At 68.5% G+C, this 14,574-nt stretch carries 21 protein-coding genes; 9 read left to right on the top strand and 12 right to left on the bottom strand.

What is annotated here, in order from left to right; all coding sequences use genetic code 11:
* Window positions 1-30: 30 nt before the first annotated feature.
* Window positions 31-456, bottom strand: a complete 426-nt coding sequence (locus LI92_RS02200; RefSeq protein ID WP_046315436.1) for a DUF3099 domain-containing protein — start codon at window positions 454-456, stop codon at window positions 31-33.
* Window positions 457-521: 65 nt separating this feature from the next.
* Between LI92_RS02200 and LI92_RS02195 the strand changes: the two genes are divergently transcribed.
* Window positions 522-761 carry a DUF3039 domain-containing protein gene (locus LI92_RS02195; protein WP_046315515.1) on the top strand — a complete coding sequence of 80 codons (240 nt, stop codon included), beginning with the start codon at window positions 522-524 and terminating at the stop codon, window positions 759-761.
* Here LI92_RS02195 and LI92_RS02190 read toward each other — a convergent pair.
* Both LI92_RS02190 and LI92_RS02185 read right to left on the bottom strand, forming a co-directional pair.
* Window positions 748-1,695, bottom strand: coding sequence for a YihY/virulence factor BrkB family protein (locus LI92_RS02190; protein WP_046315434.1), 948 nt, complete (start codon window positions 1,693-1,695; stop codon window positions 748-750). The genes LI92_RS02195 and LI92_RS02190 overlap by 14 nt on opposite strands.
* A gap of 73 nt (window positions 1,696-1,768) precedes the next feature.
* Window positions 1,769-1,963: a DUF7455 domain-containing protein gene (locus LI92_RS02185; protein WP_046315432.1), complete on the bottom strand. Its 195-nt coding sequence runs from the start codon at window positions 1,961-1,963 to the stop codon at window positions 1,769-1,771.
* Between the two features lie 119 nt (window positions 1,964-2,082).
* Here LI92_RS02185 and LI92_RS02180 point away from each other — a divergent pair, with 119 nt between their 5' ends.
* Entirely contained in the window at window positions 2,083-2,448 is a 366-nt protein-coding gene (locus LI92_RS02180; RefSeq protein ID WP_046315430.1) for a DUF952 domain-containing protein, read from the top strand.
* Here the strand turns inward: LI92_RS02180 and LI92_RS02175 are convergent.
* On the bottom strand, window positions 2,399-2,689 hold the full coding sequence (locus LI92_RS02175; protein ID WP_046315428.1) for a hypothetical protein: 291 nt from the start codon (window positions 2,687-2,689) through the stop codon (window positions 2,399-2,401). The genes LI92_RS02180 and LI92_RS02175 overlap by 50 nt on opposite strands.
* A gap of 249 nt (window positions 2,690-2,938) precedes the next feature.
* Here LI92_RS02175 and LI92_RS23635 point away from each other — a divergent pair, with 249 nt between their 5' ends.
* Complete coding sequence (locus LI92_RS23635; RefSeq protein WP_046315426.1) at window positions 2,939-3,253, top strand: DUF3303 domain-containing protein; 315 nt, start codon at window positions 2,939-2,941, stop codon at window positions 3,251-3,253.
* 40 nt (window positions 3,254-3,293) lie between these two features.
* Here LI92_RS23635 and LI92_RS02165 read toward each other — a convergent pair whose 3' ends face one another.
* The 4 genes from LI92_RS02165 to cei all read right to left on the bottom strand — a co-directional run bounded on the left by LI92_RS02165 (window position 3,294) and on the right by cei (window position 7,544).
* Window positions 3,294-4,376 carry a methyltransferase gene (locus tag LI92_RS02165; RefSeq protein WP_046315424.1) on the bottom strand — a complete coding sequence of 361 codons (1,083 nt, stop codon included), beginning with the start codon at window positions 4,374-4,376 and terminating at the stop codon, window positions 3,294-3,296.
* Window positions 4,377-4,383: 7 nt separating this feature from the next.
* On the bottom strand, window positions 4,384-5,886 hold the full coding sequence (locus LI92_RS02160; protein WP_046315513.1) for an RNA polymerase sigma factor: 1,503 nt from the start codon (window positions 5,884-5,886) through the stop codon (window positions 4,384-4,386).
* Window positions 5,887-6,072: 186 nt separating this feature from the next.
* Window positions 6,073-6,870 carry a polyphosphate--glucose phosphotransferase gene (gene ppgK / locus LI92_RS02155; RefSeq protein WP_046315422.1) on the bottom strand — a complete coding sequence of 266 codons (798 nt, stop codon included), beginning with the start codon at window positions 6,868-6,870 and terminating at the stop codon, window positions 6,073-6,075.
* A 23-nt stretch (window positions 6,871-6,893) separates the two neighbouring features.
* Entirely contained in the window at window positions 6,894-7,544 is a 651-nt protein-coding gene (gene cei / locus LI92_RS02150; RefSeq protein WP_046315420.1) for an envelope integrity protein Cei, read from the bottom strand.
* A 169-nt stretch (window positions 7,545-7,713) separates the two neighbouring features.
* Here cei and LI92_RS02145 point away from each other — a divergent pair, with 169 nt between their 5' ends.
* Window positions 7,714-8,016 (top strand): DUF4193 domain-containing protein, encoded by a 303-nt coding sequence (locus tag LI92_RS02145; RefSeq protein ID WP_019738982.1) that lies wholly within the window; start codon window positions 7,714-7,716, stop codon window positions 8,014-8,016.
* A gap of 24 nt (window positions 8,017-8,040) precedes the next feature.
* Here LI92_RS02145 and LI92_RS02140 read toward each other — a convergent pair whose 3' ends face one another.
* The gene (locus tag LI92_RS02140; RefSeq protein WP_046315418.1) at window positions 8,041-8,526 is read right to left on the bottom strand and encodes a DUF3093 domain-containing protein; all 486 of its coding nucleotides are present in this window, start codon (window positions 8,524-8,526) and stop codon (window positions 8,041-8,043) included.
* 25 nt (window positions 8,527-8,551) lie between these two features.
* Between LI92_RS02140 and dut the strand changes: the two genes are divergently transcribed.
* Both dut and LI92_RS02130 read left to right on the top strand, forming a co-directional pair.
* The gene (dut, locus tag LI92_RS02135; protein WP_046315416.1) at window positions 8,552-9,016 is read left to right on the top strand and encodes a dUTP diphosphatase; all 465 of its coding nucleotides are present in this window, start codon (window positions 8,552-8,554) and stop codon (window positions 9,014-9,016) included.
* Window positions 9,017-9,053: 37 nt separating this feature from the next.
* Complete coding sequence (locus LI92_RS02130) at window positions 9,054-9,884, top strand: DUF3710 domain-containing protein (RefSeq protein WP_046315415.1); 831 nt, start codon at window positions 9,054-9,056, stop codon at window positions 9,882-9,884.
* Between the two features lie 74 nt (window positions 9,885-9,958).
* Here the strand turns inward: LI92_RS02130 and LI92_RS02125 are convergent, their stop codons facing one another.
* Window positions 9,959-10,666: a hypothetical protein gene (locus LI92_RS02125; RefSeq protein ID WP_046315511.1), complete on the bottom strand. Its 708-nt coding sequence runs from the start codon at window positions 10,664-10,666 to the stop codon at window positions 9,959-9,961.
* Window positions 10,667-10,772: 106 nt separating this feature from the next.
* Between LI92_RS02125 and LI92_RS02120 the strand changes: the two genes are divergently transcribed.
* Both LI92_RS02120 and LI92_RS02115 read left to right on the top strand, forming a co-directional pair.
* The gene (locus LI92_RS02120) at window positions 10,773-11,144 is read left to right on the top strand and encodes an OB-fold nucleic acid binding domain-containing protein (RefSeq protein WP_046315413.1); all 372 of its coding nucleotides are present in this window, start codon (window positions 10,773-10,775) and stop codon (window positions 11,142-11,144) included.
* A 28-nt stretch (window positions 11,145-11,172) separates the two neighbouring features.
* Complete coding sequence (locus LI92_RS02115; RefSeq protein WP_046315411.1) at window positions 11,173-11,844, top strand: DUF3159 domain-containing protein; 672 nt, start codon at window positions 11,173-11,175, stop codon at window positions 11,842-11,844.
* On the opposite strand, the gene LI92_RS02110 is transcribed toward LI92_RS02115, so the two are convergent.
* Together LI92_RS02110 and LI92_RS02105 are read right to left on the bottom strand one after the other, a co-directional pair.
* Window positions 11,833-12,492, bottom strand: coding sequence for a potassium channel family protein (locus LI92_RS02110; RefSeq protein ID WP_046315410.1), 660 nt, complete (start codon window positions 12,490-12,492; stop codon window positions 11,833-11,835). The two genes, LI92_RS02115 and LI92_RS02110, sit on opposite strands and share 12 nt — an antisense overlap.
* Before the next feature lie 37 nt (window positions 12,493-12,529).
* On the bottom strand, window positions 12,530-13,201 hold the full coding sequence (locus tag LI92_RS02105; RefSeq protein ID WP_082109500.1) for a potassium channel family protein: 672 nt from the start codon (window positions 13,199-13,201) through the stop codon (window positions 12,530-12,532).
* Window positions 13,202-13,304: 103 nt separating this feature from the next.
* Here LI92_RS02105 and LI92_RS02100 point away from each other — a divergent pair.
* Window positions 13,305-14,574 (top strand): APC family permease (locus LI92_RS02100; protein WP_046315406.1); only part of this gene is annotated, 1,270 nt, incomplete at its 3' end.

Here is a 14,574-nt window from a genome sequence, read left to right as displayed (position 1 = left end):
CGGAAATACGGGAATGACTTTGAGAATGTGCTAAGAACCGTTCGCGTGCGGCGCTTCGCCGCCGGCGCTGTCGCCGGAATCCGGACGCGGTGGCCGCTCCAGGGCCGGCCGGGCTCCGGTGGGGAACAGCGGGGTGCGCGTAGGCGCCGCCTCATACCGGCGGGGCTCCTCTTTGCTGCGGGGCGGCCGGTCATTGGCGATCAGCACCGCCATCCACGGCAACGGGATCGACGCCACCAGGATCAGCAGGGAGACCAGCCCGTTGTGCCAGATTCCGTAGGCGATCGCGGCGAAGATCAGCGCAGGCACCCGAAACGCCATCAGGGTCAGGTACTTGCGTACCCGCTCGCGGTGCTGCTGCTCGTAGGACGGGGCCGCCGCGGTGATCAGGACCGGTCGGCCGTCGTCGTCGAAACCCAGCTCGGGGCCGTGCTTCATCCCTCCACTGTCCCACATGTCCGGCTCCCCGGCACGAGGGGTTTTGGGAACACTGCGGTTCTGGGCACAATGGGAACATGGGCATACAGACCGACACCCTCGAGCGCACCGATTCCGAGGAACGTGTCGATGACGGGACCGGCGGCGACACCCCGAAGTACTTCCACTACGTGAAGAAGGACAAGATCGCCGAGAGCGCGGTCATGGGCACCCACGTGGTGGCGCTGTGCGGTGAGGTGTTCCCGGTGACCAAGTCGGCCAAGCCCGGTTCCCCGGTCTGCCCGGACTGCAAGCGGATCTACGCGACGCTCAAGCAAGCCTGACCGGATCGGTCTCGTCGCCGGCCTGGCCGGCCCGTGACACCACCCACCTACGCAGTTGGTGCAGGTGGGTGGCGTGGGCGGGCCACTCTTCCTGGACGGCCGCATTCAGTTCGGCGCCCAGCATGATCGCGAAGCCCAACAGGAACGCGAACAGCAGGAAGGCGATCGGCGTCGCCAGCGCCCCGTAGGTGTAGCCGGTGCTGGTGATGTAGCGCAGGTAGATGCGCAGACCCATCGTCGCCACCACGAACACGGTCGTGGCCAGCAGCGCGCCGAAAATCAGCCGGTGCGAGGGCAGGGGCTTGGGCAGCGACACCCGGTAGAGCACCGTCACCGCTAGCAGCAGACCGAGCACCAGCGCGGGGTAGTAGCCGAATCGCAGAATGTCGGTCCATCGGGCCGGCAGCCGCTCGGCGATCGCGTGCGGTCCCAGCGCGGCCAGTGGCGCGGTGGCCACCGCGATCACCAGCATCGCGACGTAGAGCCCGAGCGCGAAGAAGCGCTGCCGCACCGGATGACGCAGCGGGGTCTGGTCGTGTGCCTCGACCACCGAGTCCACGAACGCCGAAATCGCCGACGATCCGGCCCACAGCGATATCACGAAGCCGAGCGAGACCACCTCACCGCGCGCATTGGCCACGATGTCTCGCACCGTCGGCTCGATGATCTCCACCACCACGTTCTTGGAGAAGAAGCTGCTGGCCATGCTGATCAGCCGGTCCTGAATGGTGGCCAGCGTGTTCGGGCCGAACAGTGGTGCCACGTAGGACAGACTGCCCAACATTCCCAGCAACAGCGGCGGCAGCGACAACACCGACCAGAAGCCCGCCTGCGCCGATTCGGCGAAGATCGAATCGTCCCAGCTCTTCACCAGGGTGCGCCGGGCGATCCGGAGCAGGTGATGACGGGAGGGTTTGGCAATCCGGTCAGTCATGACCCGCCCAGCATTCCTGACGAGCGCCGCTATTGCACAATCTTCTCAGACGGCGTGTTGACTGCGCTTGGCGTCACGCCTCGTCCGACGCGCTGACCTGAATCACCGCGGCCAGCTCGATCAGCTTGGCCTCGTGCTCGTTGGCATGGTGCTGGCAGAAGAGCAGTTCGGCACCGGAGGGCAGCGTGGCTCGCACCCGGGCGGCCGCGCCGCACCGGTCGCATCGATCAGCCCGGGGGAGTTCGGGACTGGTCAGAGTCGCGTTCATGGGCTCCTCCGTTCTCGCGGTTGCTCTCAAGTGTGTCAGACGCTTGAGCGTTCGGCGTTGTTCCCGGCTCCGGCTGTGTCGTGTCTCACCCCGAAACGCGGTGCGGCAGGATCGGTGATATGGAGCAGCAACCGATGCCGGCCGGGGTCCTGGTGCACATGTGCAGCGCCGGCGACTGGGAGCGGGCGCAGCAGGCCGGGGAACTGCGCCCGGAGTCGTTGCGCAGTGTCGGATTCGTGCACCTGTCGACGCCGCAGCAGGTGCACCTGCCGGCGAATCGGCTCTACCGCGGCTGCTCGGATCTGGTTTTGCTGCAGGTCAATCCGGACGAACTCGGCGCGCCGGTGCGCTGGGAGCCCGGCGTGCCGGGCGATCCGGAGTCGATGGTGTTCCCGCATCTGTACGGGCCGTTGCCCGTTGCGGCGGTGTGCGGTGTCAGCCCGTACCGGCCGGGCCCGGATGGCGTGTTCGCCCCGGCTGGTTGAGGTTGATCGGGGTGGTCGGCTTGGCTGCCGACGCCCGGGTGAGTTCGCTACGGGCGAACGTGGTCTGCGCCTTGTTGATCAACGCCGCGGGCACCCGTGGCCAGGCTGCGGCGACGGCGTTGATGGCGTCGAGCACAGCGGGATTCAAACCGGCCTCGGGCGGCGCGGGATGACCGTGGGTGGTCGCGCGCTTGAGCAACGCGGCGAAGGTCTGGGACGACACGGGATCATCCGGGGACATGCTCGGCGATCCTACGCCGGCCCGGCGCCGGGCGGCCCAGGTCGGCCCGCCTGGCCGCGCTGCTGCGCCAACGAGCCGGCTGGCCGCTGCCGACCTCTCGGCCTCCTTCGAGTAATCGACTACTCGAAATTTCGCGAACGTCGGCTGAACCATTGTTCGCGAATTCGCCGGGGAGGACGCTTGAGCTGTGCGGGCAGCTCCTGCATCCGCACGACCGCTAGTTCAGTCCGGAGTGCGAGGAGGAACAAGATGAAGTACGTAGTTGTCTCGAAAGCCCGGCCCGCTGGGGGTTCCGCGAAAGACAGTGAAGAAGCGGCGCCACGTGTCCTGGACCTGCTTACGAAATGGACGCCACCCGCCAGCGCGAAAATAGAGCAATGGCTCACCACGCTCGACGGCAGCGGTGGCTTCGTCATCGTCGAGACCGACGACCCGCTCGCTTTGGTCGAGGGCGCCAGCGCATTCAGCCCTTACTACGAGATGCAGGTCCATTCGGTCGTTGACTTCGCCGACGCCGTGAAAGCGGTGCAGAAGGGTATTGAGTACCGGCAGTCGATCAGCTGATCCGCGAGACCATCAAGGGGTCGCTCCTGGCGGGCGCGGCTTAGACCGGCCGAGCCTCGATGATCGCCAGCGGGCTGGTTGTGGGCACCACGCGCCGCAGCTCGAAGCCGGTGGCGGCCAGCAGCTCGCCGTACTCCCGCTGGGTGCGCTCCTGTCCGCCCGCGCTCACCAGCATCTCGAGGTCGAGCACCAGGCCCAGGTGGGCGGGAGCCCCCTCGGGGAGCACCATCTCGAACAGCAGCAGCTTTCCGCCGGGCGCGATGGCGCTGCGGACGTTGCGCAGAATCGCGCATGATCGATCGTCGTCCCAGTCGTGGATGACGGTCTTGAGCAGATATGTGTCACCACCGGCCGGGACCGACTCGAAGAACGACCCGCCCTGGACATCGCAGCGCGACGCCACCCCGGCGGGGCGCATCGCCGCTCCGGCGCCGGCGATCACCTGCGGCAGGTCGAACAGCACACCGCGCGCGTCGGGGGTCTGGGCCAGCACCGCGGCCAGCAGCGCGCCGTGACCCCCACCGACGTCGACGATCAGCTTGCTGGAGCTGAAATCATATGCGGGCACGGCGCTTTCGATGGCCATCGCAGAGGCGCCTGTCATCGCATCGTTGAAGACCTGCGCCAGTTCGGGGTCGTGGTCCAGATACTCGAAGATCGGCATTCCGCGAAGCTGGTCGACGGCGGTCTGGCCGGTGCGCACCGAGTGCTCGAGGTGCGACCAGTGCTCCCGGTGGCGCGGGTGGCCGACGAACACCATCATCGGGGCGACCCCGGCCGGATTGTTCGACACCAGGGCCCGGCCGACGCGGGTCAGCGCGAACCGGCCGTCACGGCGCAGTTTGAGCACCGACTGGCTGGCCAGCGCGCGCATCAGCCGGTAGGTGGCGGCAGGGTTGGTCCCGGCTTCGGCAGCGACCTGCTCAGCGGTCCGCGGACCGGCGCTGAGCGCGTCGGGGATGCCCAGCCGCACGGCGACGCACAGGGCCTGCGACAGCCAGCCGCCCAGCCCCAATTCCAGGGCGGCGACGGACGCCGGGACGGTCGCCTGGCGCAGGCGCTGGAGACCACCACGGAACGCGTTGACGGCACGTAGTACAGCCGAGGGCGGTGTGGCGGCCATGTGAGCGTCAGTCCAGGTAGTCGCGCAGGACCTGAGACCGGCTGGGGTGGCGCAGTTTCGACATGGTCTTGGACTCGATCTGGCGGATGCGTTCGCGGGTCACACCGTAGACCTGGCCGATCTCGTCCAGGGTGCGCGGCTGGCCGTCGGTGAGGCCGAAGCGCAGCCGCACCACGCCCGCCTCGCGCTCGGAGAGCGTTTCGAGCACGGACTGCAGCTGGTCCTGAAGCAGCGTGAAGGAGACCGCGTCGACGGCGACCACGGCCTCGCTGTCTTCGATGAAGTCGCCGAGCTGCGAGTCGCCCTCGTCGCCGATGGTCTGGTCCAGCGAGATGGGCTCCCGGGCGTACTGCTGGATCTCCAGCACCTTCTCCGGGGTGATGTCCATCTCCCGGGCGAGTTCCTCCGGGGTGGGTTCGCGGCCCAGGTCCTGCAACAGCTCACGCTGGATCCGGCCGAGCTTGTTGATGACCTCGACCATGTGGACCGGGATGCGGATGGTGCGGGCCTGGTCGGCCATGGCGCGGGTGATGGCCTGGCGGATCCACCAGGTGGCGTAGGTGGAGAACTTGTAGCCCTTGGTGTAGTCGAACTTCTCCACCGCGCGGATCAGACCGAGGTTGCCCTCCTGGATCAGGTCCAGGAACGCCATGCCGCGGCCGGTGTAGCGCTTGGCCAGCGACACCACCAGGCGCAGGTTGGCTTCGAGCAGGTGGTTCTTGGCGCGGTCGCCGTCGCGGCAGATCCATGCCATGTCACGCCGGTAGGCAACCGCCAGCTTGTCGCCCTTCTCGGCGTGCTCGGCCATCTTCTGGGTGGCGAACAGGCCGGCCTCGATGCGCTTGGCCAGCTCGACTTCCTCTTCGGCGTTGAGCAGCGCCACCTTGCCGATCTGCTTGAGGTAGGCGCGCACCGAGTCGGCCGACGCGGTGAGCTCGGCGTCCTTTCGGGCCTGGCGCAGCGCTTCGGACTCCTCCTCGTCCCAAACGAAGTCGCCCGACGCCTTGTCCTTCTCGCTGGGCTCGGCGATCTCGTCGTCGTCCTCGTCGCCGTCGTCGGCCGCCTCGGTCGCCGGGCTCGACGCGGTGTCGTCGCCGTCGGCGGCCGTGTCGTCGTCATCGAGATCGTCCAGGCTCAGGTCGGCGACGTCGATGTCGTCCACACCGGGTTCGCCGTCGAGCTCCACATCGGCATCGAGCTCCTCGGGCGCCAGGGCGTCGGCGTTCTTCGCCGCAGCCTTGGTGGCCTTAGCCGCTTTCTTCGCCGGACCCCGCGTGGCGCGCGTCGCGGGCTTGGCCGCGGCGTCGGCGCCGCGCGCCGTCGCCTTGGCGGCCTTCTTGGCCGGCGCTGCCGCCTTGGTGGCCTTGGCCGCGGTGCGCTTGGCGGGCGCCGCGGCGGCGGACTTGGCGGCAGCCTTGGCAGGCGACTTCGCGGCGGCCTTGGCGGGCGCCTTGGTGGCGCTGGCCTTCTTGGGCTCCTCAGCCGCCGGCTGTGCCTTGCTCACTGCCACGTCCACCCCTTCGGTCGGACTGACTTTCGGGTTGCAGCGTCGTGCGCAACCGAAAGTATCGGGTATGTCGAATGTCGGCTCTATTTCAGTTGGAGATCAACTGGGATAGTCGCCGCTATCGGTTAGGCGGCCGCCGCGGACCATTGTAACGACAGGACGGCGCGGGACTCGCCGAGCGGGCGCAATTCAGTGAGTCTCGTCGGCCGAAGACGCCATCGCGGCCCCGACGATGCCCGCGGTGTTCTGCAGCGTCGCGGCCACCACCGGAGTCCGATTGCCCAGCAGCGGCACCCATCGATCGGCTTTGCGGCTGATGCCGCCGCCCACGATGATCAGGTCCGGGCACAGCGCGTCCTCGATCGCCGTCAGCACCATCGTGACCTGTTCGGCCCATCTCGCCATGGACCAGTTCTTGCGCTCCTTGACCGACGCGGCGGCCCGCTGCTCGGCCTCCTTGCCGCCCACCTCGATATGCCCGAGTTCGGTGTTGGGCAGCAGCTTTCCGTTGTGCAGCACCGCCGAGCCGATCCCGGTGCCGAAGGTGAGCAACACGACCACGCCGGGGTTGTTGTTGCCCGCCCCGTAGCGCTCCTCGGCGAGCCCGGCGGCGTCGGCGTCGTTGAGGACCACCACCCGCTGGCCGTCCAGTTCGGCGGCGATCGTCTCCTGCACGTTGAGCCCGATCCAGGACTTGTCGACGTTGGCGGCGGTCCGCACTATGCCGTCGACGACCACCCCGGGATAGGTGACGCCCAGCGGGCCGGTCCAACCGAACTCCCGGACCACCGCGGCCACCGTCTGTGCCACCAGGGCCGGTGTGGCGGGACTGGGCGTGGGCAGTTTGACTCGCTCACCGACCAGCGCGCCGGTGTCGAGGTCGACTACGCCGCCCTTGATGCCGCTGCCGCCGACGTCGACGCCGAAGCCGTGTCGCGGCTGCCGCGTGCCGGCGGCCGAGGGGGAGGCGGGGGCGGGTCCGGTCATGGATCTCCTCTTCGGGTCGATCGTCAGCAGGTGCCGGAATGGATCTTGGTCAGCAGGGCAGGATCGGGCATGCCGGTGGAGTCCGGACGCAGGCCGGCCAGGGCGGCTTCGATGTCGTCGCTGTGGGACAGGCTGACGAAGTCGCTGCCGACGGCCAGGTCCACCGAGTCGTCGGCGCGGTCGTCGCGAAACAGTTCGGCGCAGGGCGCCACCAGCCACAGTGCCGCGGCGGCTGCCTGGCCGGCCGGGCCGAAGCGAATCTGGCCCTGGCAGTCCAGACGGACTTCGCTGTAGATGGGATCGTTGGCCGCCGTTGGCTGCGGGAAGCCGTCGTCGCGCAGGGCGTCGGCGATGTCGGCGGCCTGACCCGCCCGGCCGCTGGCGTTGAGCACGCGCGCTTTGACGTCGGCAAGTCGGGCCGGGGTGGTGGTGATCATCGCGGCGCGGGGCACCTGGGTGCCCAGCCGCGGCTGGTCGGGTTCGGTGGGTGCCGGCGGGGCGTTGCACACCGCGACCTCGTGAATATCGACCGGCCGGGTCAGTGCCACTGCCCACACCACGGCGGTCAGCAGTGCCAGGGCGGCCGCCGCGTAGGCGGCCGGTCGGTAGTTACGTCGCCGGAACGGCCGACCGTGCTTGTCGAACTCGGTACCGGAGGTGATTTGCGCGACCACGTACGCACTCTAGAGGGCGCGCGGGCGTGCGATGACCGTGGTCAGGAGGGGAGTGTGATATAACTCACACTTGTTTGGGGGGCGATCCGGGCACGAATCATTTGGTGGATGCGTTCGACGCTGGTACAAAGCTCGCGCAGGCTTACGAGGGGACTGGAGGGGAGAGACCATGGCTACCGATTACGACGCGCCGCGGCGCACTGAGACCGATGACGTTTCCGAGGATTCGTTGGAGGAGCTCAAAGCCCGTCGCAACGAGGCGCAGTCCGCTGTGGTCGATGTGGACGAGTCCGAATCGGCCGAGTCGTTCGAGCTGCCCGGCGCCGACCTTTCCGGCGAAGAGCTGTCGGTGCGGGTCATTCCGAAGCAGGCCGACGAATTCACTTGCTCGAGCTGCTTTTTGGTTCAGCACCGCAGTCGACTCGCCAGTGAGAAGAACGGCGTGATGATCTGCACCGACTGCGCGGCCTGAGCCGGCCGCACCGCCGGGTCCCACTCAGGTCTGCAGTGCTGCCAGCAGTCGCTGCGGATGGCGACAGCTGACCAGCCAGTAGGGGGTCGGGTCGTCGGGATCGTCGAGAACCACCAGCGCCATGGGGCCCACCCAGCCGCGGTGGACGACGTAGGCGGCGGGATCGAGCTGGCGGCCCAGCGCCGCGGATTTCGCCGACCGGGGCACCTCGGCGCAGCGTGCGATCACCGACGTGGGCAGGTGCGCGTCACCGACCCACAGCTGCCTTTCCCCGCCGCTGTCGACCACCCGCACCGTGATGCGCCCCCACCACAGCAGGGCGCCGGCGGTGATCGCGAAGAACACCGCGAACGGCAACCAGTCGGGCAGGCTGCGCAGCCCCAACCGGACTTCGTAGGCCAACAGTCCAGTGCCCGCAAACCCCAGTGGCCACCACCACCACGGCACCCACAGCTGCTCGCTGTAGCGCACGGTTTGCGATGTCCGGTGGTTCAGACGCGATCCCGACATCCGGCTAAGAGTAGTCTTGCGCCTCGTGTCACCCAGTCTCGCGGTTGTTCGCTTGGATCCGGATCTGCCCCTGCCCAGCCGTGCGCACCCCGGCGATGCCGGCGTGGACCTCTACAGCGCGATCGACGTCGAACTGGGCCCCGGCGAGCGCGCACTGGTGCCCACCGGGATCGCGGTGGCCATTCCGTTCGGCATGGTGGGTCTGGTTCATCCCCGGTCGGGTTTGGCTGCGCGGGGGGGTCTTTCAATCGTCAACAGCCCGGGCACCATCGATGCGGGCTATCGTGGTGAGGTCAAGGTGGCGTTGATCAACCTCGATCCGGCGACGCCGATCGAGATCCACCGCGGCGACCGGATCGCCCAACTGCTGGTGCAGCGGGTGGAACTGCCGGAACTGGTCGAGGTGGCGTCGTTCGACGATGCCGGACTGGCCCAGACGAGCCGCGGCGCCGATGGACACGGCTCCTCGGGGGGACATGCGAGTCTGTGACACGGGGAACACGAACCGATGAAGATGGGCGGCTGTGATGGCATTCGGTAGAGGTAAAGGCAAAGGCGAGGCGGCCAAGCCGACGAGCGCCGGGCCGGAGCCCTCCGCAGAAGTGGACGACGACTTCGAAGCCGAGGCGGAGGAGCTGGAGGGTCCCTTCGACATCGAGGACTTCGACGACCCGGCGGCGGCTACCACGGCTCGGCTCGACCTGGGCTCGGTGCTGGTGCCGATGCCCGCGGGGGCTCAGGTCCAGGTCGAACTGAGCGATGCCGGTGTCCCCAGTGCGGTGTGGCTGGTGACCCAGTACGGCCGGTTCAACATCGCCGCCTATGCCGCACCCAAGTCACCGGGTCTGTGGCGGGAGGTGGCTGCCGAGCTGGCAGAAGCGCTGCGCAGGGACTCGGCGAACGTCAGCATCGTCGACGGTCCTTGGGGCAGGGAGGTGGTCGGAACGGCGACCGGCGCCGTTCGGTTCATCGGTGTCGACGGTTACCGCTGGATGGTGCGCTGCGTGATCAACGGCCGGCCCGAGACCATCGAGCCACTGGCCCAGCTGGCACGCCAGGCATTGGCCGACACCGTGGTCCGGCGCGGCGACACGCCGCTGCCGGTGCGCACCCCGTTGCCGGTGCGCCTGCCCGAACCCATGGCCGAGCAGTTGCGCGCGGCGGCAGCCCAGCAGGCGGCGGCCCAGCAGGCCGCCGCCCAGCAGGCCGCAGCCCAGCAGGCGGCGGCCCAGCAGGCCGCGGCGATGCAGCAGTTCGGGGGAGGCGGTGGCACACCGCCCCCGCCGGCGCCCCCCGCCGCCCGTCGCAGTGTGGAGGGATCGGCGATGCAGCAGTTGCGCACTATCACCGGCGGCTAGCGAGGCTCGACGCAGGAGAGGCGAAGCTGGGCCACCGAATCAGGCCCGGCGGCTAGCGACCGTGGTGCGGCTGGTCAGCTCATGGCGGCGATCAGCGCGGTGACGCAGGCGCTGCCCAAGGCGGCCGGGTCGGCGCCGATCTGATCCAGGGTGACGGTGCGCAGCGCCGCTCGCGGGACGATGGCCGCCCAGTCGGAGGCCGTCTGCAACGGGTGCACCGCGTCATCGACGGCTGCGGTCAGACCCATCGGCACGGTCAGCGCCGCCAGCTCGGCTGATGTCGGTGCAACGTAGGCCGCGGCTTCTTCCAGCGCATCGGGCAGTTGTGGCCACTGGGCGGTCCACGAACGGGCCAACTCGTCCCCGAGCCACCCCGGGCTGGAGGCCCGCATCTGGGCCACCACCGCGGCCAGCCCCTCATCGCGCAGCTGCTGGGCGCTGTAGCGGGCGGCCTGGGCAGCCGGGGCGTCATCGGGTGCGCCGGTCCAGGCCGGCAGCGCGGCGAGCACCCCGACCGCCCGGTCGGGATGGCTCAGTGCCCACGCGGCGGCCACGGCCGCACCGATCGACACCCCGCCGGCCAGGATCGGGCCGGACCGGGCGGCCGCGGCGTCCAGCGCCTCCAGATACCCCTCGACGAGGCAACCCGGCTGCGGCCGGTGCGTCACCAAGGCGGCACCCACCTGCTGCAACGGTTGGCAGAACGCCCGGCGTACATAGTCGTCGTCGGATCCGGTCCCCGGCAGCAGAACGGCCGTCACGCCGCGCAGAACCAACGCCACCTCTTGATCGTGTCGGGTGTTGTCCGCCACCCGGCAGGCCGGTCGTGTGGCATTAGGTAATCAACAGGTCTACCGTAGCGTGCGCACACGATTGAGGGAGAGGGCAATGGCTGCTCCGAAAGAGTACCTGCGCCGGCTGACTCGGCGATTGACGGAAGATCCCGAGCTGCGTGACGTCGAAGAGCTGTCCGACGAGGCGCTCACCACCGGTGCGCAGCGCGCGATCGACTGCCAGCGCGGCCAAGAGGTCACCATGGTCGGGGTACTGCGCAGCGTCGAAGCCAACGCCAAGGGTTGCGTCGGCGGGGTCCGGGCCGAACTTTTCGACGGCACCGACACGGTGACGCTGGTCTGGCTGGGGCAGCGCCGCATTCCCGGAATCGACTCTGGTCGCACGCTGCGGGTGCACGGCCGGCTGGGCAACCTGGAGAGCGGCGGCAAGGCCATCTACAACCCGCACTACGAAATCCAGCAGTGACCCCACCTCCCGTCAGACCGGCACAGCGATGAGCGAGGACTACCGCTCCGAGGGCGCCCAGGGGCCGCAGCGCCTTCTGGAGCAGGTCGGCGGGCTGTCCGGGCTGATCTACTCCTCGTTGCCGATCCTGGTGTTCGTGCCGACCTCCAACGTCTTCGGCCTGCGGGCAGCGGTCCTGGCGGCGGTGGGCGTGGCCGCGGCGGTACTGGCCTGGCGCCTGCTGCGCCGGCAATCCAGCCAGCCGGCCGTCTCCGGCTTCTTCGGGGTTGCTGTCTGCGCCCTGATCGCCTATCGCATGGGCGACTCCAAGGCCTATTTCCTGCTGGGAATCTGGATGTCGCTGGTGTGGGCAGCGGTGTTCGCCGCGTCGATCGTGATTCGCCGGCCGGTGGTCGGCTACGTCTGGTCGTGGGCAACGGGTCAGCCCACGGTCTGGCGCGAGCTGCGTGCGGCCGTCTACGCCTACGATCTGGCGACTCTGACCTGGGTGCTGGTCTTCGGGTCCCGTTTCGTGGTCCAGCGGCTGCTCTACAACGCCGATCAGACGGGCTGGCTGGGGGTGGCGCGCATCGCCATGGGCTGGCCCCTGACGGCGGTCGCGGCGGTGGTCACCTACCTGGCGGTCAAATACGCTCAGCGGGCACTCGACGCGCGCCCTGCCGCCCCGGCAGCCGAGCATGCTCCCCGGTCAGTGGGGTAGCAGCAGGGCCCGCAGTTCGTCCTCGATGCCGCTGGAAGCCACGAACAGCAGTTCGTCACCACCCTCGAGGGGTTCGTCGTCCTGCGGCACGATCACCCGGGCCCCGCGCAGGATCGTCACCAGCGCGGCGTCGCGGGGCAGCGTCAGCTTGCGCACGGGCTTGCCGCCCCATGGCGTGTCATCGGGCAGGGTGATCTCCAGCAGGTTGGCCTGACCTTTGCGGAACTCCATGAGCCGAACCAGGTCGCCGACCGCGACGGCCTCCTCGACCAGCGACGCCAGCATGCGGGGCGTGGACACTGCGACGTCCACCCCCCACGCGTCGGTGAACAGCCACTCATTGCGGGGATCATTGACGCGCGCCACCACCCGGGGCACCGCAAACTCGGTCTTGGCCAACAGGGACAGCACCACGTTGGCCTTGTCGTCGCCCGTCGCGGCGATCACCACGTCGAAGGACTCCAGGTGCACCGCCTCCAGCAGGCTCAGCTCGCAGGCATCGCCCAGATGCCATTGCGCGTCGGCGATGTCCTCGGGGTCGACGTGCTCAGGGTTGCGCTCGATCAAGGTCACCTGGTGATCGCTGTCGAGCAGTTCGCGAGCGATCGACCGGCCGACCGCGCCCGCCCCGGCTATCGCTACCTTCATCTGCGCCGCTCCTTCGGCCGGAGGCCGGTGGGGGGTTTCATTTGTCCAGATCCTCGCTCGGCGGCAATGCCGCGATCGCGATCGCCTCGGCCACCCGACCCGACACCGCGACGATGTAGACCTGGTCGCTGGCCTGAATCACTGTTCTGGGCTCGGGCAGGACACCGGTACCGAAACGGATCAGAAACGCCACCCGGGCATTGATGGCCGCCTCCAGATCGGTGACGGGACGGCCGATCCAGTCCTCATGCAGAACCACCTCGGCGACCGCGACGGTGCCGGTGGGGTCACGCCACTTGGTGGTTTCGCTTTCCCGAGTCAGCGCATCGAGCATCCGGTCGGTGGTCCACGGCACCGTGGCGATGGTGGGTATGCCCAGGCGCTCGTAGACCGCCGCCCGCTTGGCGTCGTAGATGCGGGCCACCACCCGCGATACGCCGAAGGTCTCCCGGGCCAGCCGCGCCGCGATGATGTTGGAGTTGTCACCGGAGGACACCGCGGCGAACGCAGCCGCATCTTCGATGCCCGCTCGCAGCAGCACATCGCGGTCGAAGCCCATACCGAGCACGCGCTCGCCGTTGAACTCCGGACTGAGCCGGTTGAACGCGGTGCTGTCTCGGTCGATGATGGCGACCTCGTGGCCGATCCGGGACAGCCCATCGGCCACCGAGGCGCCAACTCGGCCACAACCCATCACAACTACCCGCACGTGCAACGTCCTTTCGGCCGGTTTCGCCTGGTTGGCAGCAGCAGTGGTGCCCGTATTCGGTGAACGCTACCGGCAATGCCCGGCTGGCTTACCCTTGGCTCTCGTGTCGAAGATTTCCACCGCTGCTCGGCGCCTGGTCCTGGGCCGGCCCTTCCGCAGTGATCGGCTCAGCCACACGCTGCTTCCGAAGCGCATCGCCCTCCCGGTGTTCGCCTCCGACGCGCTGTCCTCGGTGGCCTATGGACCCGAAGAGATCTTTCTGGTGTTGTCGGTGGCGGGCCTGGCGGCCTATCGGATGACACCGTGGGTGGGTCTGGCGGTCGCCTTCGTGTTTGTCACCGTGGTGGCCTCCTACCGGCAGAATGTGCACGCCTACCCGTCGGGCGGCGGCGACTACGAAGTCGTCACCGTCAACCTCGGTCCCACCGCGGGCTTGACCGTGGCCAGTGCGCTGATGGTGGATTACGTTCTGACGGTTGCCGTCTCGATCTCCTCAGGAGTCGCCAACATCGGCTCGGCGATACCGTTCATCGCCGAGCACAAAGTGGCGTTCGCGGTGGGGACGGTGATCGTGGTGGCCGCGGCGAATCTGCGGGGCATCCGCGAGTCCGGTACCGCGTTCGCCTTCCCGACGTATGCGTTCATGATCGGGGTCTTCGCCATGCTGGGCTGGGGCCTGTTCCAGATCTTCGTGCTCGGCGATCCGCTGCAGGCCGATTCGGCCGAGTTCAAGATCCACTCCACCCAGGGCGAGGTGGTGGGCGTCGCCTTGGTGTTCCTGGTGGCGAAATCATTCTCTTCGGGCTGTGCCGCGCTGACCGGTGTGGAGGCGATCAGCAACGGTGTGCCGGCGTTTCGCAAGCCGAAGTCGCGGAACGCCGCCACCACCCTGCTGATGCTGGGTGTGATTGCGGTCACGTTGATGATGGGCATCATCGTGCTGGCCCGGGAGACCGGGGTGAAGATCGCCGCCCGTCCGCATGAGCAGCTGATCGGTGCGCCGGCGGACTACGAACAGAAGACGCTGCTGGCCCAACTGGCCGAGACGGTGTTCCGGGGCTTTCCACCCGGGCTGTGGATCATCGCCGGGGTGACCGCGCTGATCCTGGCGCTGGCCGCCAACACCGCCTTCAACGGCTTCCCGGTGCTGGGATCGATCCTGGCCCAGGACTCCTACCTGCCCCGGCAGTTGCACACCCGAGGCGACCGGCTGGCGTTCTCCAACGGCATCGTGTTCCTGGCGGTGGTGGCCATCGTCTTCATCGTGGCGTTCGGGGCGGAGGTGACCGCGCTCATCCAGCTCTACATCGTCGGGGTCTTCGTCTCGTTCACGCTGAGTCAGATCGGTATGGTGCGGCATTGGAACAGGTTGC

This window comes from Mycobacterium sp. UM_Kg1 (genome assembly GCF_000972925.1).
Classification (GTDB): domain Bacteria; phylum Actinomycetota; class Actinomycetes; order Mycobacteriales; family Mycobacteriaceae; genus Mycobacterium; species Mycobacterium hiberniae.
The sequence above is the reverse complement of the archived record's forward strand: the minus strand, read 5'-3'. Positions and strand labels throughout refer to the sequence as shown.